Below are 20047 nucleotides of genomic sequence, written 5' to 3' on the forward strand. Positions count from 1 at the left end.
GTCTCAGCGCTGGAATCGCGCGACGAAGGGCGTGTCCACGCCCACCGCCTCGCCGAATTTCAGGGGTCCGCCGGGAATGCCGAGCGGTTCGTCGCGGCCCGGCAGGGTCTCGCTGAAGAAGCGGGCGTTCTCGGTGACGAACTCCTCCTGCCCCGCCGGCACATCGTCCTCGTAGTAGATGGCCTCCACCGGGCAGGCGGGTTCGCAGGCCGAGCAGTCCACGCATTCGTCGGGCTGGATGTAGGCCATGCGGTCGCCGACGTAGATGCAGTTGACGGGGCATTCTTCGACGCAGGCGCGGTCCAGGACGTCGACGCAGTCCGCGCCGATGACATAGGTCATGGTGTCTCCTCGGGAAGTGTCGCCCCTCGAGCCTCCGGCCGGCGCGCGCTTTCCGGTAGCCACCAAATCGGATGCACCCCATAATCGACGCTTATGAGTCTGCCGCCGGGAATGCCCGACCTCGAGGTGCTGGATCTGCTCGCCTCGGTCGGGGAACTGGGCAGTCTGGGCGCGGCGGCACGGCGGCACGGCATCACCCAACCCGCGGCGAGCATGCGGATCTCGGCGCTGGAGCGACGGCTCCGGCTGCGGCTGCTCGATCGCGGCCCCACCGGCTCCGCGCTCACCGAACCGGGGCGGGCGGTGGTGGACTACGCGCGTCCGATACTCGCGGCTGCGCACACCTTCGCCGCGGGCGTCGCCGCCCTGCGCGCGGCCGACCGGCCGCGGTTGCGGATAGCGGCGTCGAAAACCATTGCCGACCACCGGATGTCGCACTGGCTCACGGCACTGCGGGAGGCGCGGCCGGAGGTCGCGGTGGCCCTCGAGGTGGGCAACTCGCGACAGGTGGAGGCGTGGGTGCGTGCGGGGCAGGCCGATCTCGGCTTCGTCGAGGGCCCCCATCCCCCGGCCGAACTCGGCAGCCGGGTGCTGGGGGCCGACGATCTGGTCGTCGTGGTCGGCATCGCGCATCCGTGGGCGCGGGAGCGGGTGCCGGTGACGGCACGGGAGCTCGCGGGGACCGCACTGCTGTGGCGGGAACCGGGTTCCGGCACCCGGGACACGCTCTGGGAGATCCTGGGCGCGCAGACCGAACCGGCGCCGCCCGCCGCCGAACTCGGCTCCGCGGCGGCCATCCTCGCCACCGCCCGCACCGGTGTGGCACCGGCGGTGCTGAGCCGCCTCATCGCCGACGCCGACCTGCGCAGCGGGGCACTGGTCGAGATTCCGCTCACCGACGCGGTGCTCACCCGCAAGTTCCGGGCCGTCTGGCGCAAGCAGTCGCCGCCCGCCGATCCGGCCGATGTGCTGATCCGCTGCGCCGAGCGCTTCGAACAGCGCCGCGCGGCGGACTAGCTCGCAGCTCGCCGGCATTCCGATGAAGAAATTGTGGTTGAAACAACATCGCTTCGAATTTGTGGCGCGGCCCACTCGATCTTCGTAGACTTCATCCGAACACGGGGGAGGTCGGGGCCCCCGAACCAGCTCGATCAGAAAGACCGCACTTGTGAATCGTTGCGCCGTAACCACATTCCTGGCGACCGCCGCCATCCTCACCGCCGCTCCAGCCACCGCCTCCGCCGTTCCCCTGGAACCGTTCGTCCCGGCCACCGACGTGGCCGACGATCCGATGGAATCCGAGGTCACCGGCTCCGGCTCGGTGCAGAGCAGCGGTTCCACCGGCGGGCTGGTCACCAGCGGCTCCACCGGCACCGGATCGTTCGGTCTGCCGAATCTCGACAAGCTGCTGTTCGGACCGTTCGACACCATGTGTGCGGTCACCGGCAGCGCCTTCGCGCTGGCGGGCAAGGCCGGACTGGGCTGCGACCTCATCAAGGACAACAAGCCGCCGCAAACCATCGCCACCGCCGCCGCCATCATCTAGGCGCGGCGCTTTCTGACAGAGCGCACGAAAAGGGGCTCCAGCCGTCGAGCTGGAGCCCCTTTCGCTGGAATCAGCGGTTGTCGTCCGCGTTTCCGGCCTTCCAGGTTTCCCACGGGATATTCCAGTCACCCAGGCCGTCGACGCCCGAGAGGGTGCCGCCGACGGTGTTCTTGATGATGGTGATGTCGCCGCGCTTGGCGTTCTCGTACACCCAGCGCGCGTTGGCGGGGCTCAGGTTCAGGCAGCCGTGGCTGGTGTTGTACGAACCCTGCGCACCCACCGACCACGGAGCCGAGTGGAAGAAGATGCCGGAGTAGGAGATGCGCGTCGCGTAGTCCACCGGCGTCTTGTAGCCATCGGGCGAGTCGACCGCCACACCGTAGGTCGAGGAGTCCATGATGATCTTCTCGTGCCGGTCGGCCACGATGTAGATGCCGTTGTCGGTGGGTGTGCTGTTCTTACCCATGGAGGTCGGCATGGTGCGGATCACCTCGCCGTTCTTCTCCACCGTCACCTGCTTGGTGTTGTCGTCGGCGGTGAAGATCACGGCATCGCCGATGGTGAAGGTGGACGTGATGTCCGCGTCACCGACCAGTCCGTTGCCCAGATCCTTGCCGTACACGTCGACCTCGATGTCGACCTTGGTGCCCGGAGCCCAGAAATGTTCGGGCCGCCAGCGCACCTCGCGGTTGTTCACCCAGTAGAAGGCGCCCTCCACCGCGGGTGTGGTGGTGATTTTGATCGCGTTCTGCGCGGCCTTGCGGTCCGGGATGTTCTCGTCGAACTGGATCGCGATCGGCTGCCCGATACCGACCACCTCGTTCTCACCCGGAATCAGGTACGGGTGGGTGCGATTGTTCGGTGAGATCGTGGTGAAGCTCATGCTGGTGGTGTTCGCGCCGCCGAGCCCGATGGCGTCCACGGTCAGCCGATAGGTCCGCCCGAAGCCCAACGGCTCGGTCAGCGTCCACGACTGCCCGTCGGCGGCCAGCTCACCGCTGACCTCCCGCCCCTCCGGATTGAGCAGGCTCACCTTGTTGATCTTGCCGTCCTCGACCTTCAGCACCAGCGGATCACCCGGCGACACCCCGATCTGCCCGTCCTTGACCGGCGCGACGAGCTTCGGCTTGATCAGCTCGCTGATCGGATTCGAGTCGATGGCGACCGCGGACGAATCCGTCCCCGACCCGGATGAACATGCCCCCAGCGCCAGCACTAGCGCCGACAGCACAGCCACTGCGCCCAGCAGCTTCCGCGATCGGCGTCGGCCCTGACCATTCCTCATATTCACAACCCCACTTCACGTCTCGGTGCGTGCGCGGGGTCCGCTGCCTACCCCGACTACGCCTGCTCGACCCACCACGCCTGCGGGGAGCGGTCGAGACACGATCATTCTGCCAGGCCCCACGGACACCGACACACGACCACAACCACCCTCCACAGGGCTCGCCCCCTTCATCCGTTCCCGACCCCATTCCGTTAACACGGATGATCACATCCGTCCACCGCAACAAAACCCCCAGCTAGACCCCACGATTTCACTTTCAGAGCCACCGCCTGTTAAGGTTTCTTCCGCACCGCAGAGCTCCCGAAACACCGGCGAGCACACGGCACGCGCCATTAGCTCAATTGGCAGAGCAGCTGACTCTTAATCAGCGGGTTCGGGGTTCGAGTCCCTGATGGCGCACAGTGAGAAACCCCTGACCGAGGAATTCTGGTCAGGGGTTTCGCCGTTTCACCAGCAATGAGGTGCGGTGCCCGAGCGACATCCAGGCTGGTAGTCGCTCCGAAAGCTTGCCTCCCTTGCACAGGCGGACAACCGTTCGCTCATATGCGTTGGTCTGGTTCGGAAGGACTCGAGCATCGCGGGTGAACGGGGCCAACTCGGCGTCGGTGCGGCGTTGCTCGGCATCGTGGAGCTTTTGATAGTGCTCCACTCGAAACTGGTCGCCGACCTTGTCGGCCGCTGCGATTGCGGACCGCAATACCGCCAACGGCAAGCCGGGTACATCGCGTGCCTGACGGTCCGCCTCGGCGAACACCGCCTCGCCCAGCTCGCCCTCTGCGAAACCGACCAGCAGGAACAGCTCCTCCACGTACATCCGCCCCAGATCCACCTCTGCCCATCCGGACACGCCATCGAGGGCTCGGCGGCACTCGCGGAGCGCATTCCAGGCGGCATGGTGGTTGTCGCGGCCCGGCGCTCCAGTCCGGCCAGGGTGAGCCAGGACGACGCCGAGTCCCGAGAGGTTTCGGCGTACACCAGGTTCTCTCGCTGGACCCGGGACGCTTCGGCATGGACCCCCAAGTCGGCCAACTGGTGGCGGAGCTGGCCCAATGTGGCCCTGTCCCGCTCACGGCCGGCGACCCACCGGTCCAGCCGTCAGAGGCTTCGGTGGATCGGTCCGATCCCGCGTTCGGTCGTGGAAGTCCAACTGCCTTTCCCGTACAGAGTTGAGCAGCACGGCCACCCAGTCGGTACCCGCCGCCTTCAACCAGCCGCGATAATGGCCGATCTCCGCACCGGTCGCGCTGTACATCGTGACGCATCAAGGGGCGTCCGGTGCGGGGGGTAGCTATCACCTGGGCAATCCCAGATGTAGATGGACAAGTCGAAGACCCTGAACCCCCAGGGCGTCGCTCTCCACAGGGTCGTACCCGCCGCTGACTCGATCACTTCGATCAAGCCGCAGGCCCGCAGATTCGGAATTCGACTCTGCCCCTGTACATCCCGCTGTCGCCAGCGCCACAGTCAGACTCGCGGCAGCCGAAAAAAGACGCACGATCCCCCACGAGTGAAGCTCCCCACGCACCCTAGCCCGTAGTCCCCATCGCAACGATCCAGGGGCTGGTGCAGGCTTGTTTCTTGATATTGTCGGCATGCTGTATGCCCTGGAGCAAGCGGGCGAGCGGCTCGGCACGAGTAACACCAGGAGGGGGCCGATGAAGGTTTCAGCTGAGGAGTTGCGGCAAGCAGCGGGAGAGTTCGACAAGCTGGTCACCGGTGTGGGGAACTTGCCGACAATGGCGCCGGGGAACTCGCCGGGTCTGTGGAGCGGGGTCACAGGCGAGACGCTGATGGCCGGGTCGCGAACCGCGCCGGTGCTCGACCGTATCGAAACGGTTCGCGCGACCGCGTTGAAGAACGTCGGTGACCGCTACGAGCAGTTCGCGAGCCTGCTTCGGGTGGCCGCGGACTCCTACACCAATGCCGATGCCGAGGCGGCCACGTGGTTCTACGCGCTGGGTGACTTCAACGGCGGCGAGGCTTCGGCGTGACCGACCCGATCACGCCGACGGTCAGCCAAGTCCTGAGCTGGCAGATCAAGGTCGACGCGACCGCGCCGCTGGCCGAGACGATCGCTCGGGAGCTGCGCAGTCTGGCGGACCGGATGAATTCCACTATCGACGGCCTGAACTGGTCGGGAGAAGGACGCGCGGGCGCGGATTACCGCTCCGATCGCGAACACCAGCAGATGGGGACTCTGGCCAGCGAGTTCGATGACCTCGCCGCCCAGTCCCGCACCCACCATGCCAATCTCGACCATATGGTGTCGACCGCCAAGACCGCGGTCGCGAGCCTGCGCGACAACAGTTTCAACGGTGTCAACTTCTATAAGGTCGCCGAGGACTGGACGGTCACCGACGGCACCGACTGGGACACCCTCTACGCGGCGGCGGGCGACAACCAGGACACCATCAGCCAGCTCGACAACATCAAGTCGACTCGGGCGAACACCGCCATCAACGAAACCATCAGATTGCAGCAGCTTGCCCGGGATATCGGGATCGAGGACGCGGCCACCGCCGACGCGATCGGCAAGATCCTCGACGGCATCGAGCAACTCGCCCCCGAGACGTCCGCCGACGGATTGACTCCCTCGGCTGCCGAAGAGGATGGCAAAGCCATTGCCGACGGCACCGCCACAGACGAAGAGATCGCGCGGATCTCCGAGCGGCTGGCCGACACGGGACTGACTCCTGAGCAGCTGGCGGCACTCGAGCAGGGCGAGGAAATTGACGTGCCACCGGCGACGCTGGCCTATCTCCAAGCCTTCTACGGCTACGCCGGGCGAGACGGATTACTCCAGTTCTCAGACCAACTGGCGAGAACCAACACTCCGCAGGCGACGCAGTTGCGGACGGATCTCGGCAACGGGCTGATGGTGCTGTCCAATGAGAAGGTCGTCACGCGTGACAAGGACACCGGAAGCGTCGTCAACCGCGGCGGCTACGACAAACTCCATTCCGAGGTCCGTGAACTCGTCGGAACCCGAGCCGGAACGGGAATCAACCTGCCTGACGCCAACACTCGGGAACTGCCCGACGACTACCGCGGCGGCCTGTTCGGCAACGACCGGGAGGCCGCTTACCGCCAAGACCTGGAGCGATTCGCGAACCTGCTCGGGGCTTCGGAGAAGGGGTACGAACCCGGGCAACGGTTTGGGATGGAATTGACCCGCCAGGCGGCGCATCAGGCGATTCTCGCCGATCGGACCGAGGCAGGGCATGACGTGCCGTGGAGCGGGGTCAGTGAGCAGACGCTACAAGACCTGGTCAATGTCGGAGCCCGCAACGACGATGCCAATTACGCCCTCATCACCGGCAACGGCGACCCGGAGCTTTTCGGTGCAGGTACACCAGGACAGGACAATGACGGCTACCACCGCGACTCGGTTCTCACCCCCCTGTTGAAACACGAATGGGACGACGACGGTAAGGCCCTCTCGGAGATGTTCACCTGGATCAACGAGGACGCCCGCATCACCGATCCCGGCAACCCCGTGCAGGTCGCGGACGCCAAGCAGGCTGGTGAGGCCGCGTACGGGCTGGCACAACTGTTGTCGACCACCGAATCGGGACTCAACAAGGAAAACCTCTACCAATCCTGGCTCGATGTGCCCGGCCACGACAAACAGTCCCTTGGCGAGCTCAACCCCTTCGCGACCAAGGCTCTGGCCACCGCACTCGCGCCGTACACGCTCGATATGATCGACGCCGACGACAACCTGACCAACACCACCGGATTCGGCGAGTTGAATCCCGTCGAAGCTGTGCGTGTCATGAGCGTCCTCAATACCGACTCCGATGCCGCCACCATCATCAACAGCGTCGCGCTGGCCGAGGCCGATCGGATCGAGGGCATCTACGCCGATCAAGCCGCCAGGGGCAATCCGAATCATCTGCTCGGCACCATGGCCGGTGACATGCGCTGGCTCGTCGACTCCGGAATCGATGCCGAAATCGCCGACCGCACCCAAAATGCCCAGGAAGCAGATACTTCGAAACAGCAGAAGTACGCCGCCGCCTACACCGCTGCACAGATTTTCGCAGCCGGCTTCGGTCCCCAGGCTGCCGCCGGGGTGGCGGTCACCGAGTTTTTCAAGAACGACATCACCGCAGTAGACGGGACTTTCATCAATCCATTCCCTGATGTCAAGCTCACCGCCGACGGCATCGACTACACCAATTACAACCCCGCGGAAATCGGTGACAACAACAACCGGATGTACGCCATGGTTCAGGGACTCGTCAACGGTGGTCACATCGAACCGGCCAGCTTGCCCGACGCATTCCTCAATACGGACGGTACTATGAAGTCCTGGGTGGCTCTGAACGCCGAAAGGAATTCGACGGACTACGCGCAGATAGCCGCAATAAATGATGCATTGAAGACATTGCCGAAAGCCCTCGCGGACGGCGGGGTCGAGATCGAAGAACAATTCTCCTACACGTCGGCAGCAACTGAAGCACCCGGCGTGCTCGATCGCGAGGTCCTACACCCAGACAATGGCGATAACCAGCGCGCCCTCGAGAGTGTGCTGAAGAACGACAGCGCCAACGTAGGCAACGCCAACAGATGGAGGTACCGAGACTGATGACCCGCAATCTTCTGCACACTGCGGGGATCACGGCAGTCTTGCTGCTTGCCGTCGCCTGCACAACCAGCCCGTCCGACTCGCACGAGTCCCCTGATTCACCGAGTTATCTACCACCAGACGAGGTTCGCAACGCGACCGTCGTCTGGTCTGCGGAGCCCGGCACCGATCTGTTCGACACCTACCCGACTCTCACCCGTGCTGCCGCCGAAGCACTTGTGGTCGCTGGTCTTGCTGGGCCCGAACAGTCCTATCCGGGATTCGACGAAGCCGTCACGGATCCCACGACACGGGGAATCTACTTCCGAAAGGCCAACCGTGACACGGTGTACGGCACGCTGTATAAGCACATCGTCGACATCGTCCCAACCGAAACTGGATTCACCGCTCACACCTGCGAATCGTTCAAGGACTTCGCTGTCGAAAGAGACGGCAAGTACAACGTCTCCCGCAGCCATCGCGGCCACTCGCAGACCATCACATTCGCCCGCACGAAGTGGGACGACAGCCCCCTTCCGCTGGAGATGACAACCTCGGCTCCCACGGCGACTTCGACCACTACGCCGACCCCCACACCAGGCCCCCGCGAATGGCAAGCGCCCGAGGACAACCTGTTCACCGGCTGGATCATCGACCCCGGCTCCCCGGACGACTACGACAGCGAACGGTGCGTCCCGTGGGTGGCGACCCTTGATCCGGATGCCCCGGCCGAACCGGAAACCATCACCACCGACACCCCGCCCGAAACATTGCCCGCCTACCCCGGCTGGCCCCGGTACCGACACTGAGACCAAGAAACCCGCAGAGCCCCTGATCATCAACCGATCGCTATCGACCTCAGCACATCGCCGGGAGCCACTGTGACCGAACATCTATCACGGGATCTCGTGGCAGCGTTGATGCAGCGGAAACCAAAACCCGCGTCACCGCCGGGCCAGGAACCCACCCCCACGAACCCGTCCACATCGGACAAACCAACATTCGACGAGGATGACGTGCCTATCGGCGATGACCCCGACTACCCCGAAGCGGTCGCCTACGAAGGCTGGCACGCCAACGAGAACTGGTCGATCAAAGCACCGGAGAACTGGGCATGAGACATCGCTCCCCATCGATCATTGTCGTTCCCGCTGCCATCGCCCTGCTGGCGATCAGCGGCTGCGACGCCACCAGCACCGGAACCTCGGTAGCGGCAGAGTCATCCACCACCACGACCGCCGTTCAGGACACCATCATCGGGATCCACTCGGGCGAAGTCGTCGACAATGAGTGCCTGCTCACCGCCGCGGAAGTCGGTGCGCTGACCGGTGTGACCGTCGGTGAAGGGACGAACGTCGAGACCTCGGTACCTGGCATCGACCGCCGCTGCGAGTACCGCCGCTCCGACGGTACTAGCGATTTCGCGGTCGCGTCCATCAATATCGCTCGTCTCTGGCAGAACATAGCCTTCGACGACCTCATCGCCATGTTCCGCGGCCCGGGTGCCCGCGAGATCCCAGGTGTCGCCCGAACAATGTTGGTCTGGGACGACGGAAGCACCCCGAATGCCGGGATCTACACCGACACACTCGCTGTAGCACTGGATATCAATCTCACCGACCAATCTGAACCGGCAACCGCACCAACCGATGAGAAGTGGAAGGTAGCGGCACAGCAGATAGTCGCCGAACTGCCGACTCAGCGATAACGCATTTCGGCGACTTTCCTGGCAGCCCTCTGGAACGGGCAGTCCCCCTGGGCAATCCGGTTACGACGCTGCGGTCACCCGTTGGCGCGCAGTAGTTTCCAGTCCGCGGCTGCCTTCCTCGTACCAGATCCGTACCCGAGACGACGACAGCAGCCAGGTGCCGTTCCGCCGGGTGAGGCCGATCGTGTAGTGGCAGCCGATCACCCAGATCCGTTCGCCGACTGCCTCGGTGAGCACGTGCGTGACCCGGGCGTGAAACCGCGCCGTCGCCGTGGTCTCGGAATCCATGTCGACCACGATCGGACCTAGTAGGTGCTGCGTGGCGTCGAACCCTGGCAGGAAGCCCCGCAGTCCGGCCAGGAATTCGCCGGTGCTCACCGACGCCGGGCCACCTTCTTTGGAGGGGTAGTCGAGGTCGACAGGGTCGGTGGTGAGCGCTCCGATCGTGTCCCAGTCGTGGGCATCCAATGCGTGAAAGATCCTGGTGACGGTTTCTGCGATCGCGAGCTTCTCATGTTCGAGCGTCATGTCGTCTCCTGTGTCGGCCCGTACGGCCGATCGGTTCGTGGTTCCTATGATCGAATCGCAGCAGGGTCGCCGCACTTGCGATCGCGGCGGCTTCGCGTTCTCTCTGCTGTGCTCGTGACAGCGACACTAAGGAGGCCATTCGTGGCTCACCAAACGGTTGGTTACGCCTCGGCGGAGTTGCTCGGCAGCTGCCGGAGGCCGGATCCCGCGCCCGGCCCCGACTGCCCTGTGGAACTCACCCTCGCCGTGTTGCGCGGGCGCTGGACCCCACTGATCGTCGGCGAACTCGTGCACGGACCACGTGGCTTCAGCGACCTCGCACGGGCGCTGCCCAGCCTGTCGGACAAGGTCCTCTCCGACCGGCTGACCCAGCTGACCGGGGCTGGAGTCATCGAGCGCAGACGCACACCCGGGTGGCCGGCCCGAGTCTGCTACACGCTCACCGAGCGCGGACACGCACTTGTCCCGGTACTGCAGGCCCTATGGGATTGGGCTCACGCCCTCGGTGACCACCAACCTCATCACCAAACCGTGCTGAGGGGCGGCGTCATCGGCTACGCGGTACTGGCGGCCGATTCCAGGCCCTACAACGCGCGCAGGTACTGAGAAAGTCAGTGACCTGCCGGGAGGACCGGCGGAGGGGTTACTGCCTGAGTACGACAATCCGTTGCGGAAACAGCAAGCTTCTTTGCTGCCGGCTGTCTACCGCGGGCACGCTCAGGTCATGAAGCGAGACAGCACCACCGACAGTCTTCTCGATGTCGTCGTCATCGGCGGTGGCGCCGCCGGCCTGACCGCCGCGCAGGTGCTCGGACGTGCCCGCCGCACCGTCGCGGTGATCGACAGCCACGCCCCTCGGAACGGGCCCGCCGCACTCATGCACGGGTTCCTGTCGCGCGACGGAACGCCGCCCGCCGCTCTGGTCGCCGCCGGACGGCAGGAGGCGCTCGCGTACGGCGTCGATCTCGTCGACGAACATGTCACCGAAATCTCTTGGCGTGGAGTCGATCCGGGCTTCGTTCTGCGGTTGAGCGATGGCCGAGAACTCGAGACCCGGGCGGTCCTGGTCAGCACCGGACTCCGGGACGAGCTGCCGGACATCCCCGGGCTGTGGCAGCGGTGGGGCATCGATGTCCTGCACTGCCCCTTCTGCCACGGCTACGAGGTCCACGACGAACCGATCGGCGTCCTGGGGGGCGAGGTCCGAGAGCTGTCCATCCACCAGGCCCTGCTGCTCCCGCAGTGGTCGAGTGATGTGGTCTTCTTCCCCAATGGCATCGAGCTGACGGACGGTGAACGAGCTCGCATTCGAGCTCGCGGTGTCGAGATCGTCGAGGGGCCCGTGCGCGGCATCGTCGCCAGCGATGATCGGCTCCGCGCGGTCGAACTCGACGACGGGCGACTCGTCCCCCGAGCGGTGCTCTTCGTCGGCCCCAGATTCGTACCCAACGACTCCCTGCTGACCGGAATCGGATGCGATGTCGGACCCCACGGATTCGTCACCGTGGACGGCACCGGTCGCACCAGTGTGCCGGGCATCTGGGCGGCCGGAAACGTGGCCGACCCGCGAGCGCAGGTGATCACCGCCGCGGGCGCCGGTTCCGCCGCCGCGATCGCCATCAACGGATACCTCCTCGACAGCGATGTCGCCGCGGCCCTCGCCCAGCGAGACCGAGTGCCATCGGACGGCAACTTCTCGCCTGCGATGGAACGAGAGGTCAGCGCGATCGTCCTGCGCGCGAAGCGTTCCGACCCCCGCTCGCCGCTGTCCTAACGCCACATCTCGCACGACAGCACGGTCACGCACCCGCGTGACCGGCGCCGAACCGACGAGCGCACCACCCGACCATCAACCACCGCAAGAGGAGCAACTCAGATGAAGAACCACGAGAAGACAGCCACCGATGTACAGCTTCCCACCGTGTGCACCCCGGGCGAGGGCCTGCGCGTCGCATCGGGCGGGATCGTCTACCGCTTTCTGGCCACCAAAGCCGAAACCAACGACAAGTACTCCCTTTTCGAAGCCACTCTGCGCCCCGGGGAAGGCTCGCCGTTCCACGTGCACAGCCGCGAGGAGGAGGCGTTCTTCGTCCTGGACGGCGAGGTCGCCTTCTACACCGAGGCCGAACGCGTCCCGGCCGGGCCGGGGACGTTCATCAACGCTTCGATCGGCGTGGTTCGTGGTTTCCGCAACGAAACCGACCGCAATGCAAGGATGCTCATCCTGGTGGCGCCCTCCGGCCTGGAGGGCATGTTCCTGGACGACGGCACCATCCTTTCCGATCCGACGCAGGAGGCGCCCCGCGGCGGCACCGAATGTCCGGTCGTCGCCGGCCAGTACGGGATCGAAGTCATGCCCTACGACCTGCCGCCCGTATGACGCGGCTCGCACGGAGGTTCGAGAGCATGAAGAACAATCGCGTCCACACCTTCAAAGATGACGCACTCGCCGACCTGGATGCATGCGGGGTCGCGACGCGCATCGCCTCGGGCGAGGTCTCGGCGCGCGAGGTCGTCGAGGCCGCCATCGCACGGGCACACGACGCGGACCCGATTCTGCGTGGCCTCGCCACCGAGGACTTCGATCGAGCATTGTCCGCCGGTGATCATCGTGGCGGTGGGGCCTTCGGTGGCGTACCGACCGCGATCAAGGACAACACCGCCCTGGCCGGGCTGCCGACACAGTTCGGCAGCACCGCATTTCGCGCCGCCCCGGCTTCGGCGAACGGGCACTTCGTCGACCAGATGGTGCGCACCGGAATGATCCCGATCGGGAAGACCCGGCTACCCGAGTTCGCGTTCAACGTCACCTGCGAGTACACGCGCGACGAACCGGTCCGAAACCCTTGGAACACCGACTATTCCGCAGGTGGCTCGTCGGGCGGCGCCGCGGCGTTGGTGGCCGCCGGCGTGGTTCCCATCGCCCACGCCACCGACGCGGGCGGATCCATCCGGATCCCCGCTGCGGCGTGCGGTCTCGTGGGCCTCAAACCGTCTCGTGGACGACTGGTGGAAGATGTTTCGGAGAAGGCCATGCCGCTCAGAATCGCGGTTCAGGGCGTTCTCACGCGGTCGGTTCGCGATACCGCACGCATGATGTTCGAGGCCGAGCGCCGCTACCGAAACGCCCGACTGCGCCCCGTGTGCGACGTGGCCGGTTCCAGTCGCACACGCTTGCGAATCGGAGTACTGTCCGCTGCTCCCACGCCGAGCCCGGTCGACTCGGAAACGCGGGAATCCATCCGGCTCACCGCGGATCTGCTGGACTCTCTCGGGCACCATGTCACCGCGGTAGCGGTTCCCGTTCGGCCGGACTTCATGAGGGACTACCTGCTGTACATGGGGCTGCTCATGACTTCCATCCGGAGCGCCGCCACCCGGATCGTGGGGTCCAGCCTCGACCGGGCCGAGCTCGAGGCGACAACCAGCGGCCTCTGCGATCGGTACCGGCGCGCCAGCCTCCGCACACCGATCGCTATTCATCGACTTCGCGAGGTGCAGAAGCGATTCAGATCGACGTTCGACCACGTCGACGTATTGCTGTCGCCCGCGGTCGCGCACTCGACACCGATTCTCGGCCACCTGTCGCCGGATCAGCCGTTCGATTCGTGGTTCGAGCGACTGAGCGCCTTCGACTGTTACGCGCCGCTGAACAACATCTCGGGCACGCCTGCCATCACACTCCCTCTCCACCGAACACGATCGGGTCTGCCGCTGGCATCGCACTTCTCGGCGAATATCGGAGACGAACGCACCCTGCTCGAACTGGCCTTCGAACTCGAGGAGGCGATGCCGTGGGCGCGAATCGATAACCAGCCACAGCCGATCCCGGCCCCCGACGAGGTCGGGAGTATCGATGCCGGCCGAGATACCGCTCGTCGGCCGGGGTGAGCAGAATCTCGATACGCCTGAGACCCATCCGCCCGTCCCTTGTCCAGCACCGATAAGCCTAGGTAATCAACAGTCGCCGAACCGGGGTTGTGCAGCGAGCGCACGCCGGGCAGTCTGGGCATCCGTTGGCAACCAACAGAACGGACCTTTATGCGTAATTGCTTCCGCGCCAGTGTTTTCGCCATCATCCTCGCGGCCGCTCCGGTGGCCGCCGTCGCCCCTGCCGGGGCGGTCTCGTCGGATGAGTCCAGGCCGAACGCGGCCCAAGCAGTGGGCGATCCCTGCTACAACCCTCGTGATCTGCCATCCCACCTCTTCTGCTTCCTGACCCGGATACCGATCCCCAGCGGTCTCTCGTCCCAGTGATCGGCGGCCACGACACGACGCGGCCGCGTTAGCGGTGTCGGTGCGCCGACCGACGGCACGGTTCGTACGCTGACCACATGATGCCGATCATGTCCTGTTCACCCGTATCGCGCGGAGGTGGGCGCGATGCTTGAGTCACTCGGGATCACCGTCGAGGGGGCGCTGGCGGTCGTGTTCGCGACCGCCGGGATGTACTTCGTGATGGTGGTGCTGGTGCGGCTGCTCGGGCAGCGGGTGCTGTCGGGGATGTCGAGTTTCGACCTGGTCGCGGTGATCGCGTTCGGGGCGGTGATCGGGCGCGCGGCGTTGGGGGATTCGCCGCGCCTCGCGGGTGGGATCGTCGCGCTGGTGACACTCATGACGATCCAGGCGCTCGTCGGCGTGGTGCGGGGTACGCGGGTCGGTTCCCGGGCGGTGGTCAACCGGCCGGTATTGCTGATGGCGGGCCGGGAGATCCTGGAATCGCATATGCGCACCTGTCATGTGTCCCGCGCTGAGCTGTACTCCCGATTGCGGCAGGCGGGCATCGCGCACACCGAGGATGTCGGTGCGGTGATCTTCGAACCCTCCGGCACCATCAGCGTGCTGCGCGCGGGTCGGCCCATCGACCCGAACCTGCTCACCGGTGTCGTCGGCGCGGACCTGCTCGACCAGGACCCCACACACCCGTGACCCGGCCGGATCGCCGCCGCCGCAGCCCGCGTCGCCGGGTCCTGACAGGTCCGTGGTCGCACCGCCGACACCTCGCTGCCGGAAAACACTATGGTCGAAGCTGCCGCAGGTCGGGCAGCAGCCGGTCCCGGCAGACGATTCGCTGTGTCGAGGAAACAGGACGAGGAGGAAATCACGATGGGTGTCAGCCTGGCCAAGGGTGGCAATGTCTCGCTGTCGAAGCAGGCACCGAATCTGACCGCGGTGGCGGTCGGCCTCGGATGGGATGTGCGGTCCACCACCGGTACGGACTTCGATCTCGACGCGAGCGCGTTGGCGTGCGGCGCGGATCGGAAGGTGCTGTCGGATCAGCACTTCATCTTCTACAACAACCTGCGGTCGCCCGAGGGGAGCATCGAGCACACCGGCGACAACCTCACCGGTGAGGGTGAGGGCGACGACGAGGTGATCAATGTCGATCTGGCGAATACGCCGCCGACGATCACCAATATCTTCTTCCCGGTGTCGATCCACGAGGCCGCGACGCGGCAGCAGTCGTTCGGGCAGGTTCGCAATGCGTTCATCCGGGTGGTGGATCGCAGCAACGGCACCGAGCTGGCGCGCTACGACCTCACCGAGGACGCCTCCACCGAGACCGCGATGGTGTTCGGGGAGCTGTACCGCAATGGTGCGGAGTGGAAGTTCCGGGCCGTCGGGCAGAGGTACGCCTCGGGACTGGCGGGCATCGCCCGCGACTACGGGGTCAATATCTGAGGCCGGCCTCGGCCACGGCCCGGGGTGGGCAGACCCGCACGCTCCCAGGACCATCCGCACGATTCGACACGACATCCGCTCGATGCCAAGCTCTCCGGGGTTCGAACTCCGAAAGAGAGTGTGGCGGTGGAGGATACGGTGGGGTCTGCAACCCGAGCAGACTGGCGGATGGCCCTGGAGCGGTGGATCGACTCACCGCGAGTACGCAGCGCGACAACCGCGCTCATCCTGGGCAATGCGGTGGTGCTCGGCGTCGAGACCTCCGCGGCGGCGCGGGCGGCTGCGCATGCTGGTCGACTCGCTGGCTCAGGCCCTGCCCGGCATCGGCTGGTCCGCGGCGCTGCTGGGACTGCTGTTCTACGTGTTCGCCGTCGTCGGCACCGAGATGTTCGGCCAGCGGTTCCCGGACTGGTTCGGCGATCTCGGCCGCAGCCTCTACAGCCTGTTCCAGATCATGACGCTGGAAAGCTGGTCGATGGGCATCGCCCGCCCGGTCATGGCCGAATACTCCTACGCCTGGCTGTATTTCGTGCCGTTCATCCTGCTCACCAGCTTCGTGGTGCTGAATCTGTTCATCGCGATCATCGTCAGCGCCACCCAGGAGATCCATGACCAGGATCAGCGCGCCGAGCTCGAGGCGCGGGAGACGGCCGCGCACGCGGAGCGCCAGGAAATGCTGGAGCTGCTGCGTGCCGTGAACGCCCGGCTCGACGCGCTCGAACGCGGCCTGGACCGAGAGCGACTGGTGTAGAACGCCTTTCCGGTCGGGCGGAGCGGTCAGTTCACCCAGGGCGGTTCGACCACGGTGCCGTCGAGCAGCTCTCCGGTGAAGCCGACGGTGGTGGACACCAGCACGGTGGCGGGGCCGTCGGAGTCATTGCCGAGGGCGATGGTCGAGCCGGTGGGGGCGACGGCGGCGTCGCCGGCGGCGAGGGTGGTGGTGACACCGTCGACGGTGAGGGTGATCGCGCCGTCGAGCAGGACGAAGGCTTCCTCACGCAGAATGCGGTGCGGGACACCGGCGGTGGCGGGGGCCACCTCCACTTTCCAGACGCAGACCTCGGCGCTGCCGGAGGACGGGCGGATCAACGGGGTGAAACGGGAGCCGTGCAGGTGGTGCACGGGTGCATCGGCGGCGCGGACTACAGGCATCAACACTCCTATTGGTCAAGCAACTTGTCTAAATAGTCAAGCTTGTTGACTTTCTTGTCAAGTGCCAAAATCTCCCCTATGCCCGCTTCCGCCCAAGACCTGCCGCTGCTCCTGCTCGCCGCCGCCGCGGAGGTCACCGATGCCATCCACGCGGGTGTGGTGGCGGCCGGATTCACCGATGTGCGGCCGACGCACGGGTTCGCCTTCGTCCGCATGGCCCCGCACGGGGCCACGGTCGGAGAGATCGCCGAACACCTCGGGGTGACCAAGCAGGCGGCCAGTCAGCTGGTGGACGAGCTGGTGCGCAAGGGCTACGCGGAGCGCAATCCGCATCCGCTGGATTCCCGCGCCCGGCTGATCACCCTGACCGAACGCGGATGGGCCTGTACCCGGGCGGCCGATGCCGCCGCGGCGGACCTCACCGCCCGCTGGGCCGCCACACTCGGCGATTCGACACTGGGCGCGCTGCGGGACGTGCTGGCGCAGGTGGTGACGCCGGGACGGGTCCGACCCGCGGCCTGGTGAGCGCGGATTCGCCGATCAGGTGAGACCGGCGAGATCGGCCAGCACCTCCGAGGCGGTCACTTCCGTCACGGTGTCGAGATCGCCTGCGGTGAAGCAGATCTCGGTGATCTTCTGGACAGGGTGGATGTCGACGGCTCCGACCACGATGCCCGGATCCAGCTCGACGACCAGCTTCAGCCCCGCACCCAGCGCGCGGTACAGGCCCGGCTGGACGCCGCCGTCCTGCGCGGCCGCCCGGTCCCACCCCCGACGGGTGAGTCCCAGCAGCGCGCCCACCGAGACCTCGACCCCGTCGAACCGACGGATCCGGCGCGTGGCGCGCTCCTCCGGCGTGAGCGCGTACACGGGCCGCCCGAGCTGCCGGAACGGTTGGGTGATCTCGTAATCGGCGAAGACCTCACCCCAGCGTACGACCGCGTCGCCAAGTTCGAGCGGGTGGGCGATGCCGATACGCGCCGATTCCGGGAGCCGCACCGGCGCATCCTCGATATCGGTCGGCGTGAAATCCTCCGCCAGGCGGAAATTCGTCTCACCGGTCGTCCACACCAGACGGCGTGCGAGATGCCGCAGCAGCGGATGTTTCACCAGGTACCGGTCGAATTCGGCTGTGCTCCAGCGGCGCTGCGTGACCATCGCCCGCTCCAAGCGGCGAATCTGATCGCCGACCACACCGCGCGCGGATTTCTTCAGCACACCGAAGCGCTCATAAGCGGCGGGTGCGAGCTCGCCGTCGTCCTTGACGCCGGGTTTGGGCAGCGTCTTGCGCCGGGTGCCCGACTCGTCGATCACGAACGGCGCCAGTTGCTCGTCGAATCCGACGGTGAAGCGGCGTGACCCGTAGTCGAGCAGCAGGGTGCCGTCCGCGTCCAGACCGAGGTCGGGTACGAGGCGATCGGCGAGTTCGTCGGCGGTCAGGCCGCGCGCGGTGGCGGCGAGGCGCAGACAGCCTTCGGCCGTCGTTCGCTGGCCGGGAGCCTTGGCGCGCTGGGAGATTCGGTGCAGATGCAGCAGCGCGGTATCGGTGCCGATGACTCCGAGCACACCGATGGCGTGCTTGTCGCTGCCCGCCCCCGGCCAACGCAGCAGCAGCGCGCCCAGCCGCTCGACGACCGCGTCATCGGCCAGCCAGCAGAACTGATCGACGACCCAGGCGTTACGGGCGGGCATGCGTGCGTGCAGCCACTGCTCGAACAGCGCCCAGCCGAAGGCGGCCAGCGTTCGGGAATCGCACTGCTCCACGGCTTCTCGCAGCCCCGGATAGGCCTGCGCGGGACCGTTCCACCGGTAGCCGGGCGACAGGGCGAGCCCGCCGATCAGATTGTCCCGCGCGGTCGCGGACAGGGGGCTGCCGTCGTGCAGGCGCACCTCGGGCAGCTCGTCGCGATTCAGCCAGGGCAGCTTCGGCGGTTTGGCGGGTTTGTCCACCGGGCCGGTCTGCACGACCTCGGGAGTCTCGGCGCTCAGCAGTCGCGCGACCCCGGCCGCCGTCTCCTCACCGAACACGCGGGCAGCCGCCACGACCTCGTCCACTCCGTGCGCCTTGGCGATGAGAGCCAATGCGGCCGTGGCCTTTTCCCGTGGAACGCGGCGCTTGGCGAGCGCGTCGGGCACCAGATAGGGCACGGCCGTGAGACCGTGCCGGGCGAACCAGCCGCGAGCGATCCGCTGCGCCGATTTCAAGCGCACCAACCAGTCTGCCATCAGGCGCGCCACCTCGACCTCGAGGAAGGGCACCAGCGCCGGGCCGTTGTCGTAGGCATTGGACTTGGCATTCGAGACGACGACGTGCAGCGCGTCGCATTCGTACCGAGCGGCCAGCACCCGCAGATCGTGGCCCGCCCCGATTCCGGTGAGGCGCGGTTGCCACTCCGGCAGCAGCGGTGCCACCAGTTCGACCGGTGCGGCACCGAACATATTCGCCTGATACGAGGGGCGGGTGATCGCGCCGTCGCGGTAGGCCCGCACCACCTGACCCCAGTCCTCGGCACCGCTCAGGGCACTGGCCGGGCGCAACCGGTCCGCACGCCGCAGCCATCCCTCCCGTTCACCCGGTTCCCAGACGACGCTCCGCTCCGTGGGCGGCTTCAGGCCGGGCACCAACGGTATCTCCTTCGCCCGCTCGGCTGCCGCCGCCGCGGCGGCGGCCCGGGCCTGCCGCTCCCACAGCGGGTCGGCGAACAGTTCGGGCAGTGCTGCGCTCATGCGTGTCGATCTTCCGTTCTCCGAGCAGGTTTCAGGCAGTATGCCGCAGCGTCCCGACACCCGGCACGGTCGTATTGCCACCGATGGTTCGGTCGCCGCGGCGCTGTCGGTGGCCGGGACTACCCTGGAATCGCCCCCATCCGAAAGCCTGGACCATGAACGACGCCGAGAACGACGACTACGCCCACAGCAAGGCCGCCGAACACGCGCGCCTGGACAAGGCGCGGCGGCTGGCGGCGTATGTCTGGCTGCGCGATATCAGCAGTGCGGAGCTGCGGGAGCTGCCCATGGCGCAGCTGCGCAAGCTGGCGCGGGAGGCGGGGGTGAATCCGCCCGGCAGCGAGGAGACGTGGCAGGTGGTGGCGCGGCTGCTGGACGCGAAGGATGCGTGGGCGGCGCGGCATCCGGACCACCCCGCGGCCCGGCGCAGCCATGCCGACGAGAAGATCACCTGGGTGAAACCGCCGGTGAAACCGTGGGTCACCGGCGAAAACTGATCCGCCC

22 protein-coding genes and 1 tRNA gene are annotated in these 20047 nt (G+C 66.3%); 17 read left to right on the forward strand and 6 right to left on the reverse strand.

The window, feature by feature from the left end; genetic code table 11:
- Positions 1-3 precede the first annotated feature (3 nt).
- The gene (gene fdxA / locus FOH10_RS23800) at positions 4-342 is read right to left on the reverse strand and encodes a ferredoxin (protein WP_029926825.1); all 339 of its coding nucleotides are present in this window, start codon (positions 340-342) and stop codon (positions 4-6) included.
- Between the two features lie 93 nt (positions 343-435).
- On the opposite strand from fdxA, the gene FOH10_RS23805 reads away from it, so the two are divergent.
- Both FOH10_RS23805 and FOH10_RS23810 read left to right on the forward strand, forming a co-directional pair.
- Complete coding sequence (locus tag FOH10_RS23805; protein WP_143982398.1) at positions 436-1359, forward strand: LysR substrate-binding domain-containing protein; 924 nt, start codon at positions 436-438, stop codon at positions 1357-1359.
- 151 nt (positions 1360-1510) lie between these two features.
- Positions 1511-1888, forward strand: a complete 378-nt coding sequence (locus FOH10_RS23810; protein ID WP_029926821.1) for a hypothetical protein — start codon at positions 1511-1513, stop codon at positions 1886-1888.
- 70 nt (positions 1889-1958) lie between these two features.
- Here FOH10_RS23810 and FOH10_RS23815 read toward each other — a convergent pair whose 3' ends face one another.
- The gene (locus FOH10_RS23815; RefSeq protein WP_029926819.1) at positions 1959-3173 is read right to left on the reverse strand and encodes a L,D-transpeptidase; all 1215 of its coding nucleotides are present in this window, start codon (positions 3171-3173) and stop codon (positions 1959-1961) included.
- A 329-nt stretch (positions 3174-3502) separates the two neighbouring features.
- Here FOH10_RS23815 and FOH10_RS23820 point away from each other — a divergent pair.
- Positions 3503-3575, forward strand: a tRNA-Lys gene (locus tag FOH10_RS23820).
- 31 nt (positions 3576-3606) lie between these two features.
- On the opposite strand, the gene FOH10_RS23825 is transcribed toward FOH10_RS23820, so the two are convergent.
- Positions 3607-3990, reverse strand: coding sequence for a hypothetical protein (locus FOH10_RS23825; protein WP_143982399.1), 384 nt, complete (start codon positions 3988-3990; stop codon positions 3607-3609).
- A 778-nt stretch (positions 3991-4768) separates the two neighbouring features.
- Here FOH10_RS23825 and FOH10_RS23830 point away from each other — a divergent pair.
- The 5 genes from FOH10_RS23830 (at position 4769) to FOH10_RS23850 (ending at position 9454) form a co-directional block, all read left to right on the forward strand.
- On the forward strand, positions 4769-5167 hold the full coding sequence (locus FOH10_RS23830) for a type VII secretion target (RefSeq protein ID WP_143982400.1): 399 nt from the start codon (positions 4769-4771) through the stop codon (positions 5165-5167).
- Entirely contained in the window at positions 5164-7767 is a 2604-nt protein-coding gene (locus FOH10_RS23835) for a TPR repeat domain-containing protein (RefSeq protein WP_143982401.1), read from the forward strand. The genes FOH10_RS23830 and FOH10_RS23835 overlap by 4 nt, the downstream gene beginning before the upstream one ends.
- Positions 7767-8555 carry a hypothetical protein gene (locus tag FOH10_RS23840; RefSeq protein ID WP_143982402.1) on the forward strand — a complete coding sequence of 263 codons (789 nt, stop codon included), beginning with the start codon at positions 7767-7769 and terminating at the stop codon, positions 8553-8555. Before FOH10_RS23835 ends, FOH10_RS23840 begins: the two co-directional genes overlap by 1 nt.
- 72 nt (positions 8556-8627) lie before the next feature.
- Positions 8628-8864: a hypothetical protein gene (locus FOH10_RS23845; protein WP_143982403.1), complete on the forward strand. Its 237-nt coding sequence runs from the start codon at positions 8628-8630 to the stop codon at positions 8862-8864.
- Complete coding sequence (locus FOH10_RS23850; RefSeq protein WP_143982404.1) at positions 8861-9454, forward strand: hypothetical protein; 594 nt, start codon at positions 8861-8863, stop codon at positions 9452-9454. The genes FOH10_RS23845 and FOH10_RS23850 overlap by 4 nt, the downstream gene beginning before the upstream one ends.
- 60 nt (positions 9455-9514) lie before the next feature.
- On the opposite strand, the gene FOH10_RS23855 is transcribed toward FOH10_RS23850, so the two are convergent.
- The gene (locus FOH10_RS23855) at positions 9515-9982 is read right to left on the reverse strand and encodes a nuclear transport factor 2 family protein (protein WP_143982405.1); all 468 of its coding nucleotides are present in this window, start codon (positions 9980-9982) and stop codon (positions 9515-9517) included.
- A gap of 141 nt (positions 9983-10123) precedes the next feature.
- Here FOH10_RS23855 and FOH10_RS23860 point away from each other — a divergent pair, with 141 nt between their 5' ends.
- The 7 genes from FOH10_RS23860 to FOH10_RS23890 all read left to right on the forward strand — a co-directional run bounded on the left by FOH10_RS23860 (position 10124) and on the right by FOH10_RS23890 (position 16415).
- A complete protein-coding gene (locus tag FOH10_RS23860; RefSeq protein ID WP_244961351.1) occupies positions 10124-10588 on the forward strand; it encodes a winged helix-turn-helix transcriptional regulator in 465 nt (154 codons plus the stop codon).
- A 118-nt stretch (positions 10589-10706) separates the two neighbouring features.
- The gene (locus FOH10_RS23865; protein WP_143982407.1) at positions 10707-11756 is read left to right on the forward strand and encodes an NAD(P)/FAD-dependent oxidoreductase; all 1050 of its coding nucleotides are present in this window, start codon (positions 10707-10709) and stop codon (positions 11754-11756) included.
- Positions 11757-11858: 102 nt separating this feature from the next.
- The gene (locus FOH10_RS23870; RefSeq protein WP_143982408.1) at positions 11859-12362 is read left to right on the forward strand and encodes a cupin domain-containing protein; all 504 of its coding nucleotides are present in this window, start codon (positions 11859-11861) and stop codon (positions 12360-12362) included.
- A 26-nt stretch (positions 12363-12388) separates the two neighbouring features.
- A complete protein-coding gene (locus tag FOH10_RS23875) occupies positions 12389-13873 on the forward strand; it encodes an amidase (protein WP_143982409.1) in 1485 nt (494 codons plus the stop codon).
- 492 nt (positions 13874-14365) lie between these two features.
- The gene (locus FOH10_RS23880; RefSeq protein ID WP_143982410.1) at positions 14366-14911 is read left to right on the forward strand and encodes a DUF421 domain-containing protein; all 546 of its coding nucleotides are present in this window, start codon (positions 14366-14368) and stop codon (positions 14909-14911) included.
- A gap of 177 nt (positions 14912-15088) precedes the next feature.
- Positions 15089-15664 carry a TerD family protein gene (locus FOH10_RS23885; protein ID WP_143982411.1) on the forward strand — a complete coding sequence of 192 codons (576 nt, stop codon included), beginning with the start codon at positions 15089-15091 and terminating at the stop codon, positions 15662-15664.
- 286 nt (positions 15665-15950) lie between these two features.
- Positions 15951-16415, forward strand: a complete 465-nt coding sequence (locus FOH10_RS23890) for an ion transporter (RefSeq protein WP_221937861.1) — start codon at positions 15951-15953, stop codon at positions 16413-16415.
- Positions 16416-16441: 26 nt separating this feature from the next.
- On the opposite strand, the gene FOH10_RS23895 is transcribed toward FOH10_RS23890, so the two are convergent.
- A complete protein-coding gene (locus FOH10_RS23895) occupies positions 16442-16816 on the reverse strand; it encodes a cupin domain-containing protein (RefSeq protein ID WP_143982412.1) in 375 nt (124 codons plus the stop codon).
- 78 nt (positions 16817-16894) lie between these two features.
- Between FOH10_RS23895 and FOH10_RS23900 the strand changes: the two genes are divergently transcribed.
- Entirely contained in the window at positions 16895-17341 is a 447-nt protein-coding gene (locus FOH10_RS23900) for a MarR family winged helix-turn-helix transcriptional regulator (RefSeq protein WP_029926802.1), read from the forward strand.
- 15 nt (positions 17342-17356) lie between these two features.
- Here the strand turns inward: FOH10_RS23900 and FOH10_RS23905 are convergent, their stop codons facing one another.
- A complete protein-coding gene (locus FOH10_RS23905) occupies positions 17357-19543 on the reverse strand; it encodes a DUF4132 domain-containing protein (protein WP_143982413.1) in 2187 nt (728 codons plus the stop codon).
- Between the two features lie 155 nt (positions 19544-19698).
- On the opposite strand from FOH10_RS23905, the gene FOH10_RS23910 reads away from it, so the two are divergent.
- Entirely contained in the window at positions 19699-20040 is a 342-nt protein-coding gene (locus FOH10_RS23910) for a hypothetical protein (protein ID WP_143982414.1), read from the forward strand.
- The last annotated feature ends 7 nt before the right edge of the window (positions 20041-20047 follow it).

This window comes from Nocardia otitidiscaviarum, from assembly GCF_007362295.1.
Classification (GTDB): domain Bacteria; phylum Actinomycetota; class Actinomycetes; order Mycobacteriales; family Mycobacteriaceae; genus Nocardia; species Nocardia otitidiscaviarum.